Below are 23,886 nucleotides of genomic sequence, written 5' to 3' on the forward strand. Positions count from 1 at the left end.
GAGGAGGGAATGACATGACGAGAAAGAAAATCCGTTTCGGCATCATGCTTCAGGGCCCCGGCGGGCACATGAATGCCTGGCGGCACCCCAAAAGCCCGGTGGATGCCAGCGTCAATTTCGATTTCTTCAGGAAGACCGCGCTGAAGGCGGAAGCGGCGGGCATCGCCTTCGCTTTCGTGGCGGATGGGCTCTATATCAATGACAAGTCGATCCCGCATTTCCTCAACCGGTTCGAGCCGCTGACGATCCTTTCGGCGCTCGCCTCCGTGACCTCGAAGATCGGTCTCGCCGGCACCGTTTCGACCTCCTATAGCGACCCCTTCACCATTGCCCGTCAGTTCGCCTCGCTCGATCTGCTGAGCGGCGGCCGCGCCGGGTGGAATGCCGTGACGACACCGCTTGAAGGTACGGCGAAGAATTACAGCCGCAACCACCCCGAACATGCGCTGCGTTACGAGATTGCCGACGAGTATCTCGAAGTGATCAAGGGCCTGTGGGATAGCTGGGACGACGACGCTTTCCTGCGCAACCGCGAGACGGGACAGTTCTTCGACCGCGCCAAACTCCACACGCTCGGCCATAAGGGCCGCTTCTTCCAGGTGGAAGGCCCGCTCAATATCCAGCGTTCCCCGCAGGGGCAGCCGGTGGTATTCCAGGCCGGCTCCTCCGATGCCGGCATCGGTCTTGCGGGCAAACATGCGGATGCGGTCTTCACCAATTCCGCTTCGCTGGAGGAAAACCAGACTTTCCTGAAGCGTGTGAAACAGAGCGCCGTCGCGCAGGGCAGGTCCGCTGCCGATGTGAAGATTTTTCCCGGCATCGGCCCGATTGTCGGCGAGACGCAGGAGGAAGCGGAGGCGAAATACGACGTCATTCGCAACCTCATCACCATCGAGGATGCGCTGGCCTATCTCGGCCGTTTCTTCGACCATCATGATTTCAGCGTCTATCCGCTGGATGAGCCTTTCCCGGAACTCGGCGAGATCGGCAAGAACAGTTTCCGCTCCACGACCGACCGCATCAAGCGGCGCGCTAAGGAAAAGAACCAGACGCTGCGCGAGGCGGCGCTTGAGGCAGCGACCCCGCGTGAAGGTTTCATCGGCACCCCGGACAAGGTGGCCGACGAAATCATCCGCTGGGTGGAGCACGATGCGGCCGATGGCTTCATTCTGGGCTTCCCGGTGATTGCCGAGGGACTGGACGATTTTGTCCGTCTCGTCATACCGGTGCTGCAACGGCGCGGTTATTTCGATCCGCATCTGGAAGGGGCGACGCTGCGCGACCATCTCGGCCTGCCTTTCAGGGAAAGCGTCTATTCCCGCCGCGAAAACGGGTCGGACAAGGCCATCGCCTGAGCTTGCAGCCGGGCGGAGACGATTGCCGCCCGGTGCAGATTTCAAGACGCGGCGCGTAGCGAGCCGCGCAGGAGACAGAACCATGAATATCCGCATTGACGGCGCGCGTCCGCAGGACGACGCCGAACGGGGAATCCTTGCCTTCATCGACGAGAGCATCGCCATCCGGCATGATCTCCACCGGCATCCCGAGCTTTCGCTCAAGGAAAAACGCACGGCGGCGCTCATCGCCCGCTATCTCTTGTCGTTCGGATATGAGGTGACGGAAGGTGTCGGCGGCCACGGCGTTGTCGCCACGTTGAAACGCGGTCATGGCGACAAGCGCGTCGGCATTCGCGCCGATATCGACGCCCTGCCGATTGTCGAGGATACCGGCCTTGCCTATGCCAGCCAGACGCAGGGCGTCATGCATGCGTGCGGTCACGATGGCCATACGACGATCCTGCTTGCCGCTGCCCGGTATCTTGCCGAAACATCGAGTTTTTCCGGCACGCTGACGCTGATCTTCCAGCCGGCCGAGGAGATCGGCGCCGGGGCAAGGGCGATGATAAAGGACCGGCTTTTCGAGCGGTTTCCGGTCGATGCTGTCTTCGGCCTTCATAATTGGCCGGGTGTCGACACCGGACAGTTTGGCTTCGTCGAAGGCCCCGCCATGGCCTCCGTCGACAAGGCGAAGGTGCGGATTGTCGGCAAGGGCGGGCATGGCGCCGCGCCGCATGAGACGGTCGATCCGGTTCTCGCCTCGGCAAGCTTCGTCACCGCCCTGCAGAGCATCGTTTCGCGCAATGTCGATCCGCGCGAGATGGCGGTGCTGACGGTCGGCTCCATCGATGGCGGAACCGCCTCCAACGTCATTCCCGAAAGCGTCGAGCTTCAGATCACCGCCCGGGCGTTCTCGCCTGCCGTGCGTGACAGGCTGGAGGAGCGGCTCCCGGCGCTGGCCAAAGCGCAGGCCGAGAGCTTCGGCGCGAAGGCAGAGGTCGCCTATTCCCGCGGTTTCCCGCCGGTCATCAACCACATCCCTCAGACGGTTTTCGCCCGCGATGTCGCCAAACGGCATTTCGCCGCCGGGCAGATCGCCGAAGCGTTCCAGCCGCGCACGGCGAGCGAGGATTTCGCCTTCATGCTGCAGGAGCGGCCCGGTTCTTATCTCTTCGTCGGCAATGGCGACAGCGCACCGCTGCACAGTCCCCACTACGATTTCAACGACGCGATCATCGCGCCGGCAGCACGCTTCTGGGTGCGGCTGGCGGAAGCCTATCTCTCCTGACGCGAAAATTAGGACAAGGACATGAGCGACAGTTTTTTCTACACATCGGTCAAGGATCCGCTCGCAGCGCCGCTTCTGGAGGAGTTGCTGTTCGAATATGACAGCCGCTACGGCACATTCTTCAATGCGGAGGGGGCCAAGGCGGAGCTGAACAAATATCCGCCGGAAGCCTTCAGCCCGCCATCGGGCAATTTCCTGCTGCTCCTGCGCGACGGCAAAGCGATCGCCGGCGGCGCCTTCATGCGTTACGACGACGAAACGGCGGAATTCAAACGGGTCTGGACCCATTCCGCCCATCGCCGGCAAGGGCTTGCGAAAATCGTGCTCCGGGAACTGGAGCAGCAGGCGATCCGGCAGGGTTATGCCCGCGTTTATCTGACCACCGGCTTCCGTCAGCCGGAAGCGGTCGGTCTTTATCTCACCAATGGTTATCGCGCTTTGTTCGATACCGCGGCCGATCCCGAGACGATCCGGTCGTTGCCCTTCGAAAAATGGCTGTCCGAACCCGCACCCGTCTCTGTTCCGGGAGGAGCGCCGATAGCGACTGTGCGGCCGCAACCCTCTTCCGCCCATCCGTGAAAGGCCTTTTTCCGATGACGATAGCCTCTGATTTTCCGCATCTCGCCGTGGGCGACAAGAAGAGTGAACCGATCACGGGCGGTTACTCCCATTTCCGCATCGTTCCGGCCCGCTACCCGCTGCGGACGGTGGGCACGGTTTTCTCCGTCCTCATCATTGCCGCCGTCGTGCATTCCGTTTTCGGCAACCCGCGCTGGGGCTGGGATGTGTTTGCCGAATGGTTCTTCGCCGAACCGGTGCTGGTGGGTCTCGGCCGGACGCTGCTCCTGACCGCGCTCGGTGCGTTGTTTGGTTTTGTGTTGGGAACCCTGCTGGCGCTTGCCCGTGTTTCCCGGTCGCCGCTGCTGGTCGCTGTCTCCTGGACCTATATCTGGATTTTTCGCTCCATCCCGCTGATCGTGCTTTTGCTGATCCTCAACAATCTCGGCTATCTCTATGAAACCGTGACAATCGGTGTGCCCTATACCGGCATCAATTTCTTCAGCTGGAATACGACACAGCTGATGACGCCCTTTGCGGCGGCCGTTTTGGGGCTGACGCTCAATCAGGCCGCTTTCGCCTCCGAAATCGTTCGCGGCGGAATCCTTTCAGTCGATCAGGGGCAGCTCGAAGCCGCCGCCGCGCTCGGCCTTCCGCGCAGGCGGCAGGCGTCCTGCATCGTCCTGCCGCAGGCGATGCGCTCTATCCTGCCCACGGCCTTCAACGATATTATCGGCTTGGCCAAGGGCACGTCGCAGGTCTATATCCTCGCGCTGCCGGAGCTGTTCTATACGATCCAGATCATCTATCGCCGCAATCTGGAAGTGATCCCGCTGCTGATGGTCGCCACCGTCTGGTATCTGGTGATCCTGACCGCGCTTTCCATTGTTCAGCACCACATCGAACGCCACTTTTCGCGCGGCGCGCTGCGCAATCCGCCGCCCTCGCTGTTTGCCACGCTCTATCGCACATTCCTGCCGCGCAAGCCTTTGCCGGAAGCGGTGGAGACGCCAGCGCCCCCCATTGAAAGACCGGCTGCCGCCAGGACGGGAAGTTTCCAGCTCGGCAATCGTGGCGGTTCGGTCAATATCCACGGCGTTTCCAAGTCCTTCGGAACACTGAAGGTGCTGGACGATGTCACGCTCTCCATTCCGGCAGGCAGCGTCACCACCATTCTCGGTCAGTCCGGCTCCGGCAAGTCCACATTGCTGCGCTCCATCAATCATCTGGAGCGTGTCGACGACGGCTTCATCGCCATCGACGGCGAGCTGGTCGGATATCGCCAGAAAGGCGACACGCTTTATGAGCTGAAGGAAAGGGACATTCTGAAGCGACGCGTCGAAGTGGGCATGGTGTTCCAGAGCTTCAATCTGTTCCCGCATCTGACCGCGCTTGAAAACATCATCGAAGCGCCTATTGCCGTTCGAGGCATTTCGAAAGAGCAGGCCGAGGCCGAAGCGCGCGATCTTCTGGCCCGCGTCGGCCTTGCCGAAAAGGCCGGTGCTTACCCCCGCCAGCTTTCCGGCGGGCAGCAGCAGCGTGTGGCGATTGCCCGGGCCTTAGCGCTGCGGCCGAAGGTGCTGCTCTTCGACGAGCCGACATCCGCGCTCGACCCGGAGCTTGTCAATGAGGTGCTGGATGTCATCAAGGAGCTGTCCCGCTCCGGCGTCACTCTCATCATCGTCACCCACGAAATCGGCTTTGCCCGCGAAGTCTCCGACAGGGTCGTCTTCATGGAACAGGGCCGCATTCTCGAAACGGGCACGCCGGAGAAAGTGTTCAACAAGCCGGACCACCCGCGCACGGCCGAATTTCTCGCAAAAGTTCTCTAATCAACAACAAAGGAAACACTCACATGGCATTTTCATCGAAATTATTGTCCCTGCTTGCCGGCGGTCTTTTCACCGCCACCGCTGCGCTCATCCCGGCCGCGCATGCGCAGGAGGTTGACCTGTCGCCTGAACAGAAGGGGCGGGTGCGCGTCGAAAAGGTGGAAGAGGCAATCAAGCTTCTGCCCGCCGGCCATAAATTCATCGCCGACGGAAAGCTGACGGTCGCGACCGTTCCCTTCCGGCTGCCGCTGGTGGATTATGCGAGCGACACAAAAACGCCGATCGGCGTGGAACCGGATATCGCCCAGCTGGTCGCCGACAGCCTTGGCCTTGAGCTGCAGCTTGTGCCAATCGCCTGGGCAGACTGGCCGCTCGGTCTTGCATCCGGCAAATATGACGCCGTTACTTCCAACATCACGGTGACGGAAGCCCGCAAGGAAAAGTTCGATTTTTCCAGCTACCGCAACGATCTGCTCGGCTTCTATGTCGGCAATAACAGCAAGGTCACATCCATCGGCAAGCCGGAGGATGTCGCAGGGCTGAAGGTCATCGTCGGGGCCGCCACCAATCAGGAGCAGATCCTGCTGAAATGGATCAAGGACAACAAGGCGAAGGGACTGGCCGATACCGAGGTGCAATATTATGACGATCAGGCCGTGCTTGACGTCGCCCTGCAATCCGGCCGTGCGGATGCCTATCTCGGCCCTAATGCGACCTCTGCCTTTCAGGCGGCAAGCCAGAAGAAGACGAAGCTCGTCGGCACCTTCTCCGGCGGCTGGCCGGAAGCGGCCGAGATCGCCGTCGCTTCGAAAAAGGACGCAGGCATAGCGGAGGCCATCACCGCCGCTCTGAACGCCCAGATCAAGAACGGCAATTACGGCAAGGTTCTCGCCCGCTGGAACCTCTGCTCGGAAGCCATCACGGAATCCCGCACCAATCCGCCCGGCCTGCCCAAGAGCTAAGGCCAGATTTTCGAAAAAGCTGAGTTGAAGGTGGGACATCACTCAGCCGGTAGCGCGGGCATCCTCCCGTCCGCGCTACCTCCGTCCCGCAGTCATTCTATCGGGCATTCTATCGGGAAACCACAATGACCTTCACCTCTCGTCTCGCCACGGCCACGCTTGGCGCCTTTCTCTCAATCGCCGGTTTTGCATCGGCTTCGGCAACGGATGTTTTCGACCTGTCGCCGGATCAGCCCGGCCGCATCCGGGTTGAAAAAGACCCCGGCGCGATTGCAGCCGTTCCGAAGGATTTCAAATTCGTCACGCCGGGCAAACTCACCGTCGCGGTCGCACCCGGCGGACCGCCGCTCGCGACCTATGCGACGGATGCAAAAACGGTGGTCGGCGCAGATCCCGATTATGCGCTTGCGGTGGCCGACAGCCTTGGCTTGGAGCTGGAACTGGTGGCGGTGGCCTGGGCGGACTGGCCGCTGGGGCTTGCCTCCGGCAAATACGATGCGGTGATCTCGAATGTGGGCGTTACCGAGCAGCGCAAGGAAAAGTTCGATTTCTCCACCTATCGTCAGGGCCTGCACGGATTTTTCGTCAAGGCAGACAGCGGCATAACCGCCATCCGCGAGCCGAAGGACGCGGCCGGCCTAAGGATCATCGTCGGCGCCGGCACCAATCAGGAGCGTATTCTGCTGAAATGGAGCGACGAAAACGTCGCCGCCGGATTGAAGCCGATCGAGCTGCAATATTACGATGATGAAGCGACCCGGCTTGTGGCGCTTTCAGCGGGGCGGGCGGATGTGATCGTTCAGCCGCATGCGCAGCTGGTCTTCATCGCCGCGCGTGACAAGACCATCAAGCGTGTCGGCACCCTTTCCGCCGGCTGGCCGGAGCGGTCCGATGTCGCCATCACCACCCGCAAGGGATCGGGACTGGCCGATGCGCTGACGCTTGCCACCAACGACCTGATCAAGAGCGGCGCTTACGCGAAGATTCTGGATCGCTGGCAGCTATCGGAAGAAGCCCTGCGGGAATCGCGCACCAACCCGCCCGGCCTGCCGAAAAGCTGACCGTTCGAACACATGCGGCGGACTGCAATACCCGCAGGCTCAGGCCTTGCGGGTATTGTTTTGTCCGTCAATTCTGGGCGGGAAGGGCGCGAAAGAGCTTTCGCAATTCACCGACGAAGGGTTTGAAGAAACGCGAGAGCGGCCGGGCCGTGTTGGTGGAAACGGCGACATTCATCGTCACTTCAGGCATGAATGGGCGCACCGTCACCCCCTCGAAACTGTTCCAGCGCACCAGACCGTCTACAAGGGCGATGCCGATGCCGCCGCGTACCAGAGGTACGGCGCCCACCGATGAGGTGACCTGCACCGAAACGTCACGCATAAGCCCGTCGCGTTCGAAGACCTCGTTCAGCTGCGGGCCGATCTCGTCCGCATGGTTGCCATAGGAAATCAGCGGCCTGCCGGCGAGGTCGCGGGGCGTGACCGTCATCATTTCGGCGAGAGCATCATCATGCCGCATCACTGCCACGACCGGTACGGAGGCGAGGATTTCGCTGCGCACCGTCGGCGCCTGAATGGTGGAAAGCGTTACCGCAAAATCGATGTCGCCCAGCAGCAATTGTTCGGCAATCTCTTTTTTGGGCAGGGCGTTGAGGTGGATTTTGACGGTCGGATGCGCTTGCCGGAATGCCAGCAGCGCCTCGGGTAGCACGGAATAGGTGACCGGCAGGCTGGCGCCGATGCGCAGAAGGCCAAGCTTGCGCTCGCCGATGGTGCGCGTCAGTTTTTTCAGAACCTCAAGTTCGCGAAAAACCCGGTCGGCATCCTCATAGATCAGATGCGCTTCCATCGTCGGCACCAGCCGCCCGCCAATGCGCTCGAACAGCTTGTAACCCAGTTGGCTTTCCAGATGGTGCAGCACCTTGCTGACGCCGGGCTGGGAAACGGCAAGCGAATTGGCGGCCGCCGTCACCGAGCCGTCGCGCATGATGGCGCGGAAAATTTCAAGCTGTCGGGCGTTCATGGAAACCTCCAGCGTCATCTCTTCCATAACCCAAGGTTCTGTTCAAGCGACCATTTGCGATTGGCGGCAAACCTTCTGCCGTGGAAATCTGTGAAGGTGCAGGAGAGGTCCTGCGAAGATTTCGGGAAAGGAAACGCGGATGCTGGCCAGATTCAGGCGCATCGCCGAAGAGCGACGCGCGGCTTGCCCCATCCTGATCGACGGCATGCCGGTCGAGGCGCTGGAGGGCGACACAGTGCTGACGGCGCTGATGCTCTCGCGCGGCTTTGCCCGTTTGTCCGAGTTCGCCGATGGCGAGCGGGCGGGGTTCTGCCTGATGGGCGCCTGTCAGGATTGCTGGGTCTGGACGGGTGAAGGCGAGCGGCTGCGCGCCTGTTCCACCGCCGTACTCCCGGGCATGGATATCAGAACCGAGGTTCCGGAGGGGTTATGGCCGATTTGCGTGTCGTGATCGTGGGCGCCGGCCCCGCCGGTACGCGTGCCGCCGAGGCGTTGGTGCGGGCGGGGCTCCGCCCTGTCGTCATCGATGAGGGAGATCGCAGCGGCGGCCAGATCTACCGCCGCCAGCCGCAAAATTTCCGGCGTTCCTATGCGGCCCTTTACGGCACGGAAGCGGGCAAGGCGAAGGCTTTGCACGAGGCATTCGATGGGCTTTCGGGCCATATCGATTACCGGCCGCAGACCCTGGCATGGGCAATCCGCGACAATCGCATTCATATTCAGCGCGCCGAGACATCCGAGGCTCTCAATTTCGATGCCCTTATCATCGCATCGGGTGCGACCGACCGCATCATGCCTTTGCCGGGCTGGACGAGACCGGGATGTTTTTCGCTTGGCGCGGCGCAGATATCCCTGAAGGCGCAGGCCTGCGCAATAGGGCGGCGCGTGGTTTTCATGGGAACGGGACCGCTGCTTTATCTCGTGGCCTATCAATATATTAAGGCAGGCGCGGCCCCCCTGGCGGTGCTGGATACCACGCCGTTTTCCACGCAGATCAAGGGTCTGCCGGGGATGATGGCGCGGCCAACGCAGCTCGTCAAAGGCATGCGGCTCGTTGGGGCGCTGTTGGCCGGCGGGATAAGGATCGAGCGAGGCATTGTGCCGTTAGAGATTCTCGGTGACGGTGAGAATGGCGTGACCGGTATCCGCTACCGGAATGCCTCCGGTGAGGAAACACGCCTCGCCTGCGATGCGGTCGGTATGGGTTATCATCTGCGGGCGGAAAGCCAGCTTGCCGATCTTGCCGGATGTCGCTTTTCCTTTCATCCGACGATCCGGCAATGGTTGCCGGATGTGGACGATATGGGGCGCAGTTCGGTGCGGAATGTCTATCTGGCGGGCGATGGCGTGCATATTCTCGGTGCAGATGGTGCGGAAGCCTCCGGCCGGCTTGCCGCCTTCGCGCTTCTTGAGGATCAGGGTTTGAAGCCATCCCGCGCGGAGATCGGCCACTGTCGGAAGCAATTGAGAGCTGCGAGGCGCTTTGCGCAGGGAATGGCCCGGGCCTTCCCCTGGCCGCACCAGTTGGCGCAGACACTTGCCGACGAGACGATCATCTGCCGCTGTGAGGTAGTGACGGCGGGAGAGCTGCGCGCGAGCGTGACCGGCAAGGGCGCAACGGAGGTCAATCGCTCGAAAGCTTTCTCGCGGGCCGGCATGGGCCGGTGCCAGGGGCGGTTCTGCGGGCAGGCGGAACAGGAGATTGTCGCCGCCGCCTCTGGTCTGCCGGTTGAATCGGCGGGACGGCTGCGCGGGCAGGCGCCCGTAAAACCGCTGCCGCTGGCGATTGTGAGGGGAGACGATAATGCGTAACGCGCTTGCGGAGGCGGATGTCATTATTGTCGGCGGGGGCATTGTCGGAACCGCCACGGCGTTTTTCCTGCGGCAACGCGGCGTCAGCGTCATTCTGCTGGAGCGTTTCCTTGTCGGCCAGCAGGCGAGCGGCACCAATTTCGGCAATGTGCGCCGTCAGGGCCGTTACCTCGGGCAGCTTCCGCTCGCCAACAGATCGCGGGATATCTGGAGCCGCATCCCGCAACTGACCGGCGCGGATGTGGAATTCATGCCCGTCGGCCATATCCGGTTTCTCTGGACGGAAGAACAGATCGCCACGGTCGAGAAATACCGCGACGATGCCGCGCAATATGGTCTGGAGCTGCATATCCTCCCGCGCGAGGTCATCCGGCAGAAATTTCCCTTCATCGGACCGGAAGCGGTTGCCGGATCATGGTCGCCGCATGATGGTCACGCCAATCCGCGCCTCGTCGCGCCCGCCTTCGCCCGTGCGGCGCGGCGGGACGGTGCAACGATCGTGGAAAATTGCGAGGTTCTGGCCATCGAAAAGGCGGGTGAGGATTTCCGTGTGACGACGGTGGAAGGGGATTGTCGCGCGCCCGTCGTGCTGGTCGCCAGCGGCGCATGGGGCGGCGGGTTTGCTGGCGCTTTGGGCGAGGCGGTGCCGCTGGAGGTTGCCGGCCCGCAAATGGGCGTGACGGAACCCTTGCCATGGTTCATTCACCCGGTCGTTGGCGTCTCCACCAAAATTCCCGGCGAAGTGATCTATATGCGGCAAATCCCGCGCGGAAATGTCATTTTCGGTGGGGTGAAACGATGCGCCGCCGCGCTGGATGAACGCCGGGCGAAATACGATCCCGCCGGGCTCGATGCCCAGCTGCGTCAGCTTCTGCGGCTGGCGCCCGCCTTGCGCCATGCCCGGCTGATCCGCACCTGGTCCGGCGTGGAGGGCTATATGGCCGACGATCTGCCGGTCATGGGAGACAGTGCCGCAACCTCCGGCCTTTATTATGCCTTTGGCTTCAGCGGCCACGGTTTCCAGATCGGCCCGGGTGTCGGCGACGTGATGGCGGAGCTGATAGCGACCGGGAAGACCACGACGCCGATTGCGGATTTTCACATCGGCCGTTTCCGTCGTGGTCAGCCTGTCGCATCCCACTAAGCGAGGATCAGAAATCCGCGACCTTGCCCCAGGACGAGTTCAGGAAACGGCTGGGGTGATAGGGGGCGGCATCGACGATCGGGTTCGAGCCCGTCACGATATCGGCGATCAGATGGCCGGCGCCCGGCCCTATGCCGAAACCATGGCCGCTGAAGCCGGCGGCGAGAATGAAGCCGGGCAATTCGCTGGTTTCGCCGATGGCGGGCACGCCATCGGGCGTGCTGTCGATGAAACCGGCCCAGGCAGCGGAAATCTGCGTTTTGCCGAGGGCGGGCAGAAGCTCAAGCGCCCTTCGATGAGTCTCGCGGATGGCGGCGGCATTGGGTTTCGGGTCGAGAATACGAACCCGTTCCATCGGCGTCGGCGCATCGAGCCGCCAGCGTTTCAGCGTCTCGTGGCCGCCGCGAATGCCTTCCAGCCCGCCCGGCCGCAGGCTTCGCCAGCGCTTGAGGAACATCGGGATGAATTCACGGGCAAACCGCATCTGCTGCGCCGTCGGGTCAATGCGCCCCAGCCCGCTGATGGCGAGCGTGTAACCGCCGTCTTTTCTCTTCGTTGCCGAAACGGCGGCGGTGTGCAGCGCATCCGGCAGTCCTTCCGCACCTGGTGTGACGGAGAGGATGGAAGAGCGGACGGAGGCCTGCGGGAAACGAATGCCGAGCTGCCGGCAAAAGGACGACGCCCAGGCCCCGCCGGACATGATGGCGGTTTTGGTGCGGATCGTGCCTTTTTCGGTGACGACGGCGCTGACCCGGCCGCCTTCCGTCTCAAGCCCGCGTGCGGCGCAATTCTGATGCACCGTGCCGCCCAGCTTGATGATGGCGCGCGCCACGGCGGGTGCTGCCATGGAAGGATCGGCCGTGCCGTCCGTCGGCGAAAACACGCCGCCCTTCCAGCGCTTTCCCGTGGATCGGCCGCGTTCGCTCGCCTCATCGGCGCTCAGCATATGGGTCGTCACGCCTGCGGTAATGGCAAAGTCGCGCCAGCGCGCCCAGCCGGCAAGTTCGGCCTCATTGTCGCTCAGGTAAAACAGCCCGCAGCGGCGAAAACCCGTGTCCTCGCCGCTCTCTGCGCCAAACTCTTCCCAGAGCGCCAGGCTCTTGGTGGAAATCGGCAATTCGCGGGCGTCGCGGTTCTGCTGGCGGCACCAGCCCCAGTTGCGGCTGGATTGCTCGGCCCCGATCAGGCCTTTTTCGACCAGCGCCACTTTCAGGCCGCGCCGGGCAAGATAATAGGCGGCGAAGACACCGACGATTCCACCGCCGATAATGACGGCGTCTGCGGATGTCGGCAGTTCCGGCGATGTCGTGATCTGTTGCAGCGGGGCGGGCATGGTCGGACTCCTTATATTCGTCCTAATTTACCTCAGCCGGCGTGTAAACGCTGCCAGACTGGGCCTCTTGCCGGAATCTCCTGCTGTTGGGCGACGCCTCTGCAACTCTTTATGCTGCATCAAAAAAATATCCCCACGTCGACAGGGCTCGCCCATGTGGTAAGATTTCCTTTGCCGCGCCAGAATTTTATGCCGCGTGTTCAAAAAACAAAAAAGGGGTTCCGCACGTGATGAAACTTGACCGGATCGATATCAAGATCCTCTACGAATTGCAGAAAAACGGTCGCATCACCAATGTCGAGCTGGCGGAACTTGTCAATCTGTCGCCAAGCCCCTGCCTGATGCGGGTGAAGAAGCTGCAGGCGGAAGGTTATATCGAGGGTTATTCGGCGCAGATCAACATCAACAAGCTCGGCCAGACGCTGACGGTGTTTACGGAAATCACGCTGAAGAACCATCGCCAGATCGATTTCGCCCGCTTCCTCGGCGTTGTCGAAAAGATCGACCAGGTGGTGGAATGCCACCTTGTTTCGGGCGGTTACGATTACCTGCTGAAATTCGTCACCTCTGGCATCGTTGAATACCAGTCGATCATGGAGCGGCTGACCGATATGGATGTGGGCATCGACAAATATTTCAGCTTCGTGGTGCTGAAATCGCCGATCATCAAGTCGCATATGCCGCTGACCAGCCTGTTTCCGCTGTGAGGTGTGAGAAAACGGCCCGTTGCCGGGCCGTATCATTTCATTCTCACCTTTTCGAAAACGCCCGCACCAGCTCCGCATCCTGCTGGAGATTGTCGAGCCATGTCGGGTCGAGTTTCGGCACCGAGGAAAACAGCAGTTTCGAATAGGGGTGGGAGGGCGATTTGATCGCTTCGGTTTCCAGATGCTCCACCTTCTGCCCGCCATACATCACGACAATCTCGTCGCAGATGGTTTCCACCACCGAGAGATCGTGGCTGATGAAGATATAGGAGAGGTTCAGCTCCCGCTGCAGCTCTCCGAGAAGATCGATGATCGCGGCCGCCACCACGGTATCGAGTGCCGAGGTGATTTCGTCGCAGATGATGAGCGAGGGTTCGGCGGCAAGTGCGCGGGCGAAATTGACGCGTTGTTTCTGGCCGCCGGAAAGACCGGAAGGGTGGCGGTGACGCACCGAGCGCGGCAACTTCACCATATCGAGAAGTTCATCGATCCGGGCGTCGCGCGCCTTGCCTTTCATGCCGTGATAGAAGGTCAGCGGCCGGCCGAGAATATCCTCGATGGGTTTCGAGGGGTTGAGTGCGGTATCGGCATATTGGAACACGATCTGCATCCGGCGCAGCTGGTCGCCGGTTCGACGCCGGGCATCCGCATCCAGTTCCCGGCCTTCGAAGATGACATGGCCGCCGGCCGCCGGCAGAATGCCGGCGATGGCGCGCGCCAGCGTCGATTTTCCGCAACCGGATTCGCCGATGATGCCGAGATTACGACCGGGATAGACCGAGAGGCTGACGCTATCCACCGCCCGCACCAGCGGCATCTTGTCTTCGCCCTTCGTTCCGTAACCGGCGATCAGCTTTTCGATGTCCAGCAGCGGCGTTGCCTGCTCCTGTCTGGCGGGTGTGATGACACGCGCCTTGTCATGAAAGGCCGTCAGCAGTTCCTTCGTGTAGGGATGCTGGGCATTTTCGAGGATATCGGTGGTCGTACCGGTTTCCTGAACCTCGCCGCCTTTCAGCACAACGATCCGATCGGCGATCTGGGCGACGACGGCGAGATCGTGCGAAACATAAACGCCGCCGATGCCGTTCTTGCGCATTGCCGATTTGAAGGCACGCAGAACCTCGATCTGGGTCGTGACGTCGAGAGCGGTGGTCGGCTCGTCGAAGATCACCAGCTTCGGATTGCCGATCAGCGCCATTGCGGCGGAGAGGCGCTGAAGCTGGCCGCCGGACACCTGATGCGGGTAACGCTCGCCGATGGTCTCGGGGTTGGGCAGCGACAGCGCCTTGAAAAGTTCAACCGCCCGCGTGCGTGCTTCCTGCGGTGGCATCAGATGGTGGATGCGGGTGACTTCGATGACCTGGTCGATGATCTTCTGCGCCGGGTTGAAGGCGGCGGCGGCGCTCTGCGGCACATAGGCCACTTTTGTGCCGCGGACTTTGGCGCGTTCGACTTCGGAAAGCTGCACCATGTCCTGGCCCGCCACCTTGACGCTGCCGCCGGAAATGCGGCAGCCCGGCCGGGCATAGCCCATCATGGTCAGCGCGATGGTAGTCTTGCCGGAGCCGCTTTCGCCGATCAGCGCGACGATTTCGCCATCGGCGATGTCGATGTCCACGCCTTTGATGATGTCGATACGGCGGCCGGAATCGGTGGTGGCCTCGACTTTCAGTCCACGGATTTCAACAAGATTGCTCATTATTCGCTCCTGTCGCGGATTTTCTGCGGCAGATTGTCGATCAGCAGGTTGACGCTGATCGTCAGGCTGGCAATGGCCAGCGACGGGAAGATGACGGCGGGGGCCGCAAACGGCAGGCCGCCGATGTTCTCACGCACCAGCGCGCCCCAGTCCGCATTCGGCGGCTGCAGGCCGAGGCCGAGGAAGGAAAGGCCCGACAGAAGCAGCACGATGAACACGAAGCGCACGCCAAGATCGGCCAGGACGGGCCGGACGATGTTCGGCAGGATTTCAGAGCCGATGAGGTAGAACAGGCTTTCGCCGCGCACCCGGGCGACGGTGACGAAATCCATGGTGTTGACGTTGACGGCGAGCGCCCGGGCGAAACGATAGGCGCCCGGTGTATAGATGACCGAGAGCGTGATGATCAGCACCGGAATGGAAGAGCCGACGGCGGCGACGACCACGAGACCGAAAAGCTTGCTCGGAATGGAATTTACCGCATCGAGAAACCGGCTGAGCGCCGCATCGAACCAGCCGCCGATGACGGCGGCGCACATGCCGAGCACGACGCCGGAGGTGCAGGCGATGGTGACGGCGGCGAGCGATATGCCGACCGTGAAACGCGCGCCCATGAGAATGCGGGAGAACACGTCACGGCCGAGATAATCGGAACCGAGCCAGAGATCGGAGGTCATCGGCCCGAAATAATCGAGATCGACGATCTCACCGACCGGATGCGGAATGAGATAGGGCGCGAAGATTGCGACCATGGCCCAGAAAAAAATGACGAGAAAGCCGAAAACACCGACTGCGTTGATCTTGTAACCCAAACGCGAGGTCCCCGAAGTTGTTTTAATATTGTCGGCCATCAGCGCAGCCTCGGATTGGACATGATGGCGATGATATCCGCCGTCGTGATGAGGAGGAGATAACCGACGCAGAAGATCATCGCGCAGCTCTGGATCAGCGGCAGGTCGCGGGTTGCGACGCCATCGACCATCAGCTTGGCAATGCCGGGATAATTGAAGATTGTCTCGACGATGATGACGCCGCCGACGAGATAGGAAAGTGATAGCGCCACCGCATTGACGATGGGGCCGAGCGCATTGGGAAGCGCATGGCGAAGCACGATGCGCATGCGCGGCGCGCCCTTCAAAAGCGCCATTTCCACATAGGGCGTATCCAGCGTCTCGATGACGGCAGCGCGGCTCATGCGGATCATCTGTGCGGAAACGACGAAGGTCAGCGTGATGACCGGCATGGCATAGACCCGCAGCACATCGAAAAGCGTGTGAACCTCGCTGACCAGCGACAGCGCCGGAAGCCATTTCAGATAGACGGCGAAAAGCAGCACGGCGAGTGTGGCGATCATGAATTCCGGCACCGAAATGACGCCGATGGTCAGCACGGTTACGGCCCGGTCATAAAGCGTTCCGCGCAGCATGGCGGAGCTGATGCCGAGGGTCAGAGCCAGCGGCACGGCGATGATGGTGGTAATGCCGGCAAGCTTCATGGAGTTGACGAAGCGCGGTCCGATAAGGTCGGCAATCGCCATGTTGTTGGCATAGGACGTGCCGAGTTCACCCTGCAGCAGGCCGAGAAGCCAGCGGACGAAGCGCAGGAGGGCCGGATCGTCGAGATGCATGGCGGTGCGCAGGCCGGCCACGGCCTCCGGCGTCGCCGCCTGGCCAAGCAGGATCGTCGCCGTGTCGCCGGGCAGCAGGCTGGTGGCGGAAAAGACGATAAACGACACGATAAGCAGCGTCGTCAGCATGACGACCAGCCGCCTGGCGATAAGGGATAATATCCGGCTGTTCATTCACATGCTCCTGCGACGTGCCTGATTGTGGAGGCTTTCCGCAACGACGGAAAGGCTACCGGGCGCATTTTCGCGCCCGGCCCCATGGTCTATCAGGCTTCGAGCCAGACGTATTCCGCAAAGGCGTAACCCATCATGCCGCCGAGCGGATTTGCTTCCAGACCCTTCAGCTTGGAACTGATGGCGTCGACATTCGAAATATAGGCGGGAATGATGGTGCCGGCTTCGTCGGCGATCATCGTTTCCAGTTCGAAGTAGATCTGCTTGCGCTTGTCCATATCGAGCATGCCACGTGCTTCGAGCATCAGCTTGTCGAATTTCGGCGACTTGTACTGGCTTTCGTTCCACGGTGCGTCGGAAGCATAGAGCAGCGAGAACAGGATATCCGGTGTCGGGCGCGGGTTGATGTTGCCGAAATGGACAGGCGCCTTGAGCCAGTAATTGCTCCAGTAACCGTCCGAAGGCACGCGCTGCACATCCAGTTTGACGCCGATTTCGGCGGCGGAAGCCTGGATGATCATCGCCATGTCGACGGAAGAGCTTGCCGCATCCGATGCGATGACCGGAATGGATTGGCCAATGAGGCCGGCCTTCTGGAAGTGGAACTTCGCCTTGTCAGGATCGAAGGCTTTCGGCTTGAGGTCCGGATTGTGATAGGGGCTCATCGGCGGAACCGGCTGGTCGTTGCCGACTTCACCGAGGCCGCGCAGGGCCGCCTTGACGATCTGCTCGCGATTGACGATCGACTTCATGCCGGCGACGAAATCGGCGTTATTACCGGGCGCCTGGTCAAGACGCATGTTGAGGTTGGTGTAATTCCCCGATGTCGTCTTGGACAGAACGACACCGTCCTGCTTGTCGAGCAGGCGAAGTGCACGCGGGTTGATGGACGCCGCAAGCTGGATATCGCCGGAAAGAAGGGCGTTGACGCGTGCATTGTCGTCCGAAATCGCCATGAATTCGAAGCTGTCGATGTGCGGGCCGCCAGACTTCCAGTAATTGGTGTTCTTGCTCATGATCGAACGCACGCCCGGCTCGAATTTTTCGAGCTTGAAAGCGCCAGTGCCGTTGCCCTTGGAGAAATCCGTGGTGCCGTCGGCAACGATCATGAAATGGTGCAGGGCCAGAATGGATGGCAGGTCCGCATTCGCGTTCGCCAGCGTGATTTCGACTGTGCTCTTGTCGAGAGCCTTGAAGCCGGTCATCTGCGCGGCAATCTTTGCGACCTTGGAACCGACGGCCGGATCGAGATGTCGCTTCAGCGAATAAACCACGTCGTCGGCCGTCAGGGCCTTGCCGTCGTGGAAGGTGACGCCGGAACGCAGCTTCACCGTCCAGGTTTTGGCGTCCTTTGTTTCGATAGCTTCGGCCAGTTCCAGCTGTGGTGTTCCGGAAACATCGAGGAAGCTCAAACGGTTATAGAGCGCGCAGCAACGGACATAGTCCGTCGAAAGCGAGGCTTTTGCCGGATCGAGCGTATCGGCGGTGGAGGAGGACCAGCCGGCAGCTTTCAGCGTGCCGCCGGATACCGGCGTTGCGGCCACGGCATTTGAAGCGCGGCCGAGGATGGCCGAACCGGCGGAAAGGGCGACGCCGCCCGCCAGCAGCATGTGAAGCAGCTCACGCCGCGTTGCGCCGCGCCGGATCGCCTGTTCAACGGCGGCATCGTCGGAGCGGGTCCAGTTTGTAATCCTGTCACTCATGGTCTTCCCCTTTTGTATGATTTGTTGAAATGCGTCTGAAGAAATTTCCGGCATGCCGCATCCCAGTTCGCGGCACGCCATTGGCGGGGCGGCTCAGCCGCCCGTCTGTTTCACTGCTTCGGCAAGGCCGGCCATCGAGGTGAAGTGGTAGTCAGGCTCGGTAAAGTTTTCCGGCTCGATCGTACCGCCATATCCTTTCTGGGCGTGGCGACGCTCGATCCAGCAATTGGTCATGCCCAGTTTCCGGGAAATGCCGATATCGTGGTACTGGCTTTGCGCGACGTGCAGAATGTCGTCCTTAGATGCGCCTTCGCTTTTCACAAAGGCGAAGACCTTTTCGAAGAAGGCGGGATCGGGTTTTTCGGTGCCGGTGTCATCCGCCGTGAAAGCGGCATGAAACGGATTGCCGAGTTCCTTCGAGAAATATTCGAAGGCCCAGCGCTGGGCGTTGGTCATGGCGATGAGGCGATGCGTCTTGGCAAGTTCGGCCATGGCGGCGCGGCTGTCTTCAAAGCCTTTCCAGCTTTTTGCCGCATCGCGCAGGCGTTCACCGAATGCGCGTTCCGCCGGCAGGCCAAGTTCGGGAGCGATGATCAGGTATACGCGGACGAGGTCATCCGGAAACAGGTCGGTCGCGTCGGAATAACGGGCCGCGCGGTAAAGCGCGAGCGCCTTTTCACCATCGACCTCCACGCCGTTTTCCGCGCCGATTGCGGCCAGCGTCGATTTCAGGCCGCCTTCGAAATCGATGAGGGTTCCCACCACGTCGAAGCTCATATATTTGAAGTCGCTCAGTTTTTTGGGCAATGTCGGTCTCCGCTTTGCCGCCTTAAGCCTCTTGGGGAGCCTGCGGCAGATTATTCTGTTCCCGGACGGGATCCTTGCCCCGTTCCCATTTACGATTACGCCCTTTTTTATGGCGTTTAGTGCCGTTTGCATTAATAGTTTGGCACTTTCGGCACACCGGATTCGCCGAAATGGATCGGCTCTTCGGCAGAATATTGCGAATATGCGGTGCGTTGCGACATTTCGAGAGGATGCCGCAACGCCACCCGGCTATCGCCTCAGGCCATGGCGGCCCGTACCGCGGGGTCTTCGAGCGTCTGGTCGAGGGTCTTCAGCGTCCGCTCGATGATGGCGTCGATCTCGCTGTCGGTGCAGCAGAGCGGCGGCGCGTAACCCAGAATACCGTTCGCAAAGGCGCGCACGATCAGACCGTTTTCCCAGGCGCGGTCGAAAACCTTGCGTGCGGGGGCCGCAGCGGCCGGCAGCGGCGTTTTCTTGTCCTTGTCGGTCACGAGTTCGATGGCGGCGAGCATGCCGCGCCCGCGGACATCGCCGACCAGCGGATGGCTTCTCAGGCTCTCAAGCCCCGCCATCAGCCTTTCACCGGCGCGGCGGCCATTTTCCAGCAGCCCGCCCTCGTAAAGTTTCAGCACTTCGAGGCCGACGGCGGCGCTGACGGGATGGGCGGAATAGGTGTAGCCATGCCCGATTGCGGCCTCGCCTGCGAAGTCGGCTATTGTATCATAGACGTGGTCCGCCATGAAGACGGCGCCCATCGGCACGTAGCCGGAGGTCAGACCCTTGGCGGTGGTGATGAAGTCCGGCACGATATCCTCGTCGGCACAGGCAAACAGCGGCCCCGTGCGGCCAAAGCCGGTGATGACCTCGTCGGCGACGAAGAGGATGCCATAGGACCGGCAGAGGTCACGCATGGCCTTAATCCAGCCGGGAGGCGGCACGAGAACCCCGCCGGAACCCTGGATCGGTTCCGCATAGAAGGCGGCGACGCGGTCCGGACCGATCGCCTCGATCTTGTCCTTCAGGATTTGCAGGGAGGATGCGATAATGGCGGCCGGGTCGCTTCCCACCGGGTTACGGTAGGCGTAGTGCGACGGGATTTTGTGCTGCCAGTCGTAGGGCACGCCGAAACCGGCATGGAAAGCGGGCAGGGCGGTGAGGCCCGAACCGGCGGTGGTGGAGCCGTGATAACCCTGTTCGATGGAAATGAACTGGTCGCGCTGCGGCTGGCCCTTGGCATGCCAGTAATAGCGGATGAACCGAATGGTGCTGTCCACCGCATCGGAGCCGCCAAGCGTGAAATAGACGTGGTTGAGATCGCCCGGCGCGCGGTCGGCAAGCTCGGAGGCCAGCCGGATGGCCGGTTCGCTGCCAATGTCGAAATAGGCGGTGGCATAAGGCAATTCCCGCATCTGCTTTGCCGCCGCCTCGACGATGCTGTCATGGCCGTAACCGGCATTGACGCACCACAGGCCGGCAAAGCCGTCGATGAGCTGATGGCCGGTCATATCGGTGACGGTGGCGCCGCGTGCCGATTGCAGCACCCGCACGCCCAGCTTTTCATGGCCGCGGAAGGAGGAGACAGGGTGCACCAGATGGGCGCGATCCAGTTCGATCAGTGAATTGCTTAACATGGGGTCTCTCCGGATTCAGCCCAGCGCCTGGCTGGTCAATGCGAATGTTTTCAGTTTTTTGTCGGCGGGGATTTCGGTTTTCGACCGGCGCATGGCGATGCCGCCGCCGACATGGCCAAGACCGCGTTCGGCAAGCCAGGAGGCAAGCCCCGTATCGGCTGTGGTGTCCACACGAAGGAATGCGCCGGGACGTTCAGAAAACACGAATGCGATCAGATCTTTCGCGATTTCAGCGTTTTCCGCCACAACCGGGCCGATGACTTCGCCGCGCCCGAAGGCGCGAAGTGCTGCAAACCCCTTGATGACGCCCTGTTCCTGCACGACGGCGAAACGCGCCCTGTCGGCAAGTGCTGCAAAGAGGGCTGTACGGTCCGCACCGAAAGCCTGCGCATCGAGCACGGCGAGTTCGGCCGGATCGATGGTTTCCGCCCAGGTGACACCTTCCGGCCTGTCGGTCGCGGCCGGAATGCCCTGATGCTGGAGCACCTCGCCGCAGGCGGCGAAGCCCAGCTTTTCATAAAGGGGCAGGCCGTCGGCCGTGGCTACAAGACGGCACTCGCGATTTTCTGCTGCGTCCAATGCCGCGCCCATCAGCTGGCGTCCAAGGCCGCGGCCGCGCATGCTCTCGTCCACGATCACCATATTGACAGTGGCGCAGGTGTCTCCAAGAATCGTCGCCATGGCGGTTCCGACGACGCGCCCGTTTTCCAGGGCGACGAAACCCTTGCTCAGGGAAAGGACCAGCGCCCAGTCTTCTTTCCGGTGCGGCCAGCCGGCCTGGCGGGAAAGTTCAACGGCCGCGTCGAGGTGGTCCGGTTGAAACGTTTGGATATCGATCAGGCTCGCCTGCATGCCGGAACTCCGTTTTTCTGCTTATTCATTGATAGACCGATGCCGAAAGAAGATTGTCCCGACAAATGGGAAGGTTCGATATGTTTCGCTGTTGCTTTTATCCGCCGCCGCATCTTATGCCGCATCTTGTCCGCACCCGGCCGTAAACCGGGGACTGGCGGCGGCTTCCGGTTTGCCTCAACGCAACTCTCTGCCAAACTGGCGGCTGCATACGCAACAATCTGCTTCCGCGAATGGCAATTGCGGTGCGCCGACCGGGCAAAGGCTTTCTATGATCTGATTATTGCAGCCACCACCAATCCCCAAGCAAGGATGACGACGACATGACCATCTTCCGCCCGAAATACATCTCCTTCGATTGCTACGGCACGCTGATCAATTTCCAGATGGCAGAGGCCGCCCGCGATCTTTATGGCGATCGTCTCGATGAAGCGCAGATGCAGCAGTTCATCAAGAATTTTGCGGCCTATCGTCTGGATGAGATCATGGGTGACTGGAAGCCCTATGCTCAGGTGGTTCACAATTCGCTTTCGCGCAGCTGCAAGCGCAATGGCGTGGCCTTCAAGGATGAAGATGCCACCTTCGTTTACGAGCGCGTTCCGACCTGGGGCCCGCATGCCGATGTTCCGGCCGGGCTTGCCAAGGTTGCGAAGGAAATTCCCCTCGTCATCCTCTCCAATGCCATGAATTCGCAGATCATGTCGAATGTCGAAAAACTCGGTGCGCCCTTCCACGCGGTCTACACCGCCGAGCAGGCGCAGGCCTACAAGCCGCGCTTCAAGGCTTTCGAATATATGTTCGACATGCTGGGCTGCGGTCCGGAAGACATGCTGCATGTTTCCTCCTCGTTCCGTTACGATCTGATGTCGGCCCATGATCTCGGCATCAAGAACAAGGTCTGGGTCAATCGTGGTCACGAGCCCGCAAATCCCTATTACGGTTATGTCGAAATCGCCGATATTTCCGGCCTGGCAGGCGTGGTTGGATTGTAAGGAAAGGTCGGGACCATGAAGTTCGTCTCCTATTGGCACGATACCGCGCCGCAATTTTCAGGTGCCGCGCAAGGTCCCGTCGAAGGTCATTACGATGTCGCCGTCATCGGTGGAGGTTTCACCGGTCTCGGTGCCGCGCGCCAGCTGGCCAAGGCCGGCGCGCGGGTGGTCGTTCTTGAAGGGGAGCGGGTCGGCTGGGGCGCCTCCGGCCGCAATGGCGGGCATCTCAACAATGGTCTCGCCCATTCCTATCTCTCCGCCAAGGCCGAGCTTGGCAAGGAACGCGCGATCGCCCTCTACAGGGCGCTCGATTCCTCCATCGATACGCTGGAGGGCCTGATCGCGGAGGAAGGCATCGATTGCAACTTCCGCCGCTCGGGCAAGCTGAAGCTTGCCTCCAAGCCGCAGCATTTCGAAGGTCTGGCGAAGAATTTCGAGGCGCTGCATGCCGAGGTCGATCCCGATACGGCGCTTCTTTCCGCAGTCGATCTCAAGTCGGAGATCGGTTCGCCCTTTTATGGCGCCATGCTCTCGAAGAAGAGCGCCATGATGCATATGGGGCGCTATGTGGCCGGCCTTGCCGAAGCCGCCAGCCGTCATGGCGCGGTGATTTTCGAAAATGCGGCGGTGACGAAGCACATCCAGAACGGCAGGACCCATGAACTGGAAACCCCGCGCGGCAAGGTGACGGCCGACAATGTTCTGGTGGCGACCGGCGCTTACACGCCGTCCGGCTTCGGTTATTTCCGTCGCCGCATCATCGCCGTCGGCAGTTTCATCATCGCCACGCGGCCGCTGACGGATGCCGAGGTTCAGGCCTCGGTTCCGGGCAACCGCACCTATGTCAACTCCATGAATATCGGCAATTATTTCCGTCTGGCGCCGGACAATCGCTTGATCTTCGGCGGCCGCGCCCGCTTTTCCGCGACATCCGACCAGCGTTCTGATGCCAAGAGCGGCGCGATCCTGACGGAAAGCCTGCATCGCATCTTCCCGCAGCTTTCCCATGTGCCGATCGATTATTGCTGGGGCGGTCTGGTGGACATGACCAAGGACCGTTATCCGCGCGCCGGTTTCCATGACGGCGTCTGGTACGCCATGGGCTATTCCGGCCACGGTGCGCAGCTCTCGACGCATCTCGGGATGATTATGGCTGACGCCATTCTGGGACGGCCGGACAAGAATCCGCTGAAGGGGCTTGATTGGCCGGCGGTTCCCGGTCATTTCGGCAAGCCGTGGTTCCTGCCGCTGGTGGGCTTTTATTACAAGATGCTGGACAAGATTCAGTAGAAGGGCTGTTAGTTTTTCCGTCATGCCGGACTTGTGTGGACGTATTGTGGTTTACTTGATGCATAGGCCGGGATGCGCATCCCGGCCTATGCAGGCAGGCGGCCGTATTTCCG

Annotated in this window: 22 protein-coding genes; 13 read left to right on the forward strand and 9 right to left on the reverse strand. The window is 61.2% G+C overall.

Translation table 11 applies throughout. The annotated features are described in order from the left end of the window. Window positions 1-14 precede the first annotated feature (14 nt). The 6 genes from ACQZ40_RS21310 to ACQZ40_RS21335 all read left to right on the forward strand — a co-directional run bounded on the left by ACQZ40_RS21310 (window position 15) and on the right by ACQZ40_RS21335 (window position 7,038). Complete coding sequence (locus ACQZ40_RS21310) at window positions 15-1,355, forward strand: LLM class flavin-dependent oxidoreductase (RefSeq protein ID WP_149741747.1); 1,341 nt, start codon at window positions 15-17, stop codon at window positions 1,353-1,355. Between the two features lie 82 nt (window positions 1,356-1,437). Further along, window positions 1,438-2,625 (forward strand): M20 aminoacylase family protein, encoded by a 1,188-nt coding sequence (locus ACQZ40_RS21315; RefSeq protein ID WP_448748622.1) that lies wholly within the window; start codon window positions 1,438-1,440, stop codon window positions 2,623-2,625. A gap of 21 nt (window positions 2,626-2,646) precedes the next feature. Then, complete coding sequence (locus tag ACQZ40_RS21320; protein ID WP_065657179.1) at window positions 2,647-3,204, forward strand: GNAT family N-acetyltransferase; 558 nt, start codon at window positions 2,647-2,649, stop codon at window positions 3,202-3,204. 14 nt (window positions 3,205-3,218) lie between these two features. Further along, entirely contained in the window at window positions 3,219-5,015 is a 1,797-nt protein-coding gene (locus tag ACQZ40_RS21325) for an amino acid ABC transporter permease/ATP-binding protein (RefSeq protein ID WP_448748623.1), read from the forward strand. A gap of 23 nt (window positions 5,016-5,038) precedes the next feature. Continuing rightward, the gene (locus ACQZ40_RS21330) at window positions 5,039-5,977 is read left to right on the forward strand and encodes an ABC transporter substrate-binding protein (protein WP_448748624.1); all 939 of its coding nucleotides are present in this window, start codon (window positions 5,039-5,041) and stop codon (window positions 5,975-5,977) included. A gap of 125 nt (window positions 5,978-6,102) precedes the next feature. Then, window positions 6,103-7,038 (forward strand): ABC transporter substrate-binding protein, encoded by a 936-nt coding sequence (locus tag ACQZ40_RS21335; RefSeq protein WP_448748625.1) that lies wholly within the window; start codon window positions 6,103-6,105, stop codon window positions 7,036-7,038. A 67-nt stretch (window positions 7,039-7,105) separates the two neighbouring features. On the opposite strand, the gene ACQZ40_RS21340 is transcribed toward ACQZ40_RS21335, so the two are convergent. After that, on the reverse strand, window positions 7,106-8,029 hold the full coding sequence (locus ACQZ40_RS21340) for a LysR family transcriptional regulator (protein ID WP_065657182.1): 924 nt from the start codon (window positions 8,027-8,029) through the stop codon (window positions 7,106-7,108). 112 nt (window positions 8,030-8,141) lie between these two features. Between ACQZ40_RS21340 and ACQZ40_RS21345 the strand changes: the two genes are divergently transcribed. From ACQZ40_RS21345 to ACQZ40_RS21355, 3 genes are read left to right on the forward strand one after another with little or no spacing between them, the layout of a single operon-like run. Further along, window positions 8,142-8,453 carry a (2Fe-2S)-binding protein gene (locus tag ACQZ40_RS21345; protein ID WP_078053489.1) on the forward strand — a complete coding sequence of 104 codons (312 nt, stop codon included), beginning with the start codon at window positions 8,142-8,144 and terminating at the stop codon, window positions 8,451-8,453. Next, complete coding sequence (locus ACQZ40_RS21350) at window positions 8,432-9,814, forward strand: FAD-dependent oxidoreductase (RefSeq protein ID WP_448748626.1); 1,383 nt, start codon at window positions 8,432-8,434, stop codon at window positions 9,812-9,814. The genes ACQZ40_RS21345 and ACQZ40_RS21350 overlap by 22 nt, the downstream gene beginning before the upstream one ends. Then, window positions 9,807-10,958 carry an NAD(P)/FAD-dependent oxidoreductase gene (locus ACQZ40_RS21355; protein ID WP_448748627.1) on the forward strand — a complete coding sequence of 384 codons (1,152 nt, stop codon included), beginning with the start codon at window positions 9,807-9,809 and terminating at the stop codon, window positions 10,956-10,958. Before ACQZ40_RS21350 ends, ACQZ40_RS21355 begins: the two co-directional genes overlap by 8 nt. Window positions 10,959-10,965: 7 nt before the next feature. Here the strand turns inward: ACQZ40_RS21355 and ACQZ40_RS21360 are convergent, their stop codons facing one another. Next, window positions 10,966-12,291, reverse strand: a complete 1,326-nt coding sequence (locus ACQZ40_RS21360; protein WP_078053492.1) for an NAD(P)/FAD-dependent oxidoreductase — start codon at window positions 12,289-12,291, stop codon at window positions 10,966-10,968. A 230-nt stretch (window positions 12,292-12,521) separates the two neighbouring features. On the opposite strand from ACQZ40_RS21360, the gene ACQZ40_RS21365 reads away from it, so the two are divergent. Next, window positions 12,522-12,998 carry an Lrp/AsnC family transcriptional regulator gene (locus ACQZ40_RS21365; protein ID WP_003506856.1) on the forward strand — a complete coding sequence of 159 codons (477 nt, stop codon included), beginning with the start codon at window positions 12,522-12,524 and terminating at the stop codon, window positions 12,996-12,998. Between the two features lie 43 nt (window positions 12,999-13,041). Here the strand turns inward: ACQZ40_RS21365 and ACQZ40_RS21370 are convergent, their stop codons facing one another. The 7 genes from ACQZ40_RS21370 to ACQZ40_RS21400 form a co-directional block, all read right to left on the reverse strand. After that, the gene (locus tag ACQZ40_RS21370) at window positions 13,042-14,697 is read right to left on the reverse strand and encodes an ABC transporter ATP-binding protein (RefSeq protein ID WP_271045682.1); all 1,656 of its coding nucleotides are present in this window, start codon (window positions 14,695-14,697) and stop codon (window positions 13,042-13,044) included. Beyond that, complete coding sequence (locus ACQZ40_RS21375) at window positions 14,697-15,548, reverse strand: ABC transporter permease (RefSeq protein WP_059753371.1); 852 nt, start codon at window positions 15,546-15,548, stop codon at window positions 14,697-14,699. The genes ACQZ40_RS21370 and ACQZ40_RS21375 overlap by 1 nt, the downstream gene beginning before the upstream one ends. Further along, window positions 15,548-16,498: an ABC transporter permease gene (locus ACQZ40_RS21380; protein WP_003524664.1), complete on the reverse strand. Its 951-nt coding sequence runs from the start codon at window positions 16,496-16,498 to the stop codon at window positions 15,548-15,550. Before ACQZ40_RS21380 ends, ACQZ40_RS21375 begins: the two co-directional genes overlap by 1 nt. 92 nt (window positions 16,499-16,590) lie before the next feature. Continuing rightward, window positions 16,591-18,201 carry an ABC transporter substrate-binding protein gene (locus tag ACQZ40_RS21385; protein WP_142844668.1) on the reverse strand — a complete coding sequence of 537 codons (1,611 nt, stop codon included), beginning with the start codon at window positions 18,199-18,201 and terminating at the stop codon, window positions 16,591-16,593. Between the two features lie 93 nt (window positions 18,202-18,294). Further along, window positions 18,295-19,008, reverse strand: a complete 714-nt coding sequence (locus ACQZ40_RS21390; protein WP_065657190.1) for an HAD-IA family hydrolase — start codon at window positions 19,006-19,008, stop codon at window positions 18,295-18,297. Window positions 19,009-19,265: 257 nt separating this feature from the next. Then, complete coding sequence (locus ACQZ40_RS21395; protein WP_065657191.1) at window positions 19,266-20,639, reverse strand: aspartate aminotransferase family protein; 1,374 nt, start codon at window positions 20,637-20,639, stop codon at window positions 19,266-19,268. Between the two features lie 15 nt (window positions 20,640-20,654). Next, window positions 20,655-21,491, reverse strand: a complete 837-nt coding sequence (locus ACQZ40_RS21400; RefSeq protein WP_448748628.1) for a GNAT family N-acetyltransferase — start codon at window positions 21,489-21,491, stop codon at window positions 20,655-20,657. Between ACQZ40_RS21400 and ACQZ40_RS21405 the strand changes: the two genes are divergently transcribed. Genes ACQZ40_RS21405 through ACQZ40_RS21415 form a run of 3 tightly spaced genes read left to right on the forward strand, consistent with a single transcriptional unit; the run spans window position 21,456 to window position 23,773 of the window. After that, complete coding sequence (locus tag ACQZ40_RS21405) at window positions 21,456-21,818, forward strand: hypothetical protein (protein WP_125145792.1); 363 nt, start codon at window positions 21,456-21,458, stop codon at window positions 21,816-21,818. The two genes, ACQZ40_RS21400 and ACQZ40_RS21405, sit on opposite strands and share 36 nt — an antisense overlap. After that, entirely contained in the window at window positions 21,815-22,483 is a 669-nt protein-coding gene (locus ACQZ40_RS21410; protein WP_035221404.1) for a haloacid dehalogenase type II, read from the forward strand. The genes ACQZ40_RS21405 and ACQZ40_RS21410 overlap by 4 nt, the downstream gene beginning before the upstream one ends. Window positions 22,484-22,498: 15 nt before the next feature. Continuing rightward, a complete protein-coding gene (locus ACQZ40_RS21415) occupies window positions 22,499-23,773 on the forward strand; it encodes an NAD(P)/FAD-dependent oxidoreductase (protein ID WP_271045687.1) in 1,275 nt (424 codons plus the stop codon). The last annotated feature ends 113 nt before the right edge of the window (window positions 23,774-23,886 follow it).

It is taken from the genome of Agrobacterium sp. 16-172Ci, assembly GCF_053522725.1.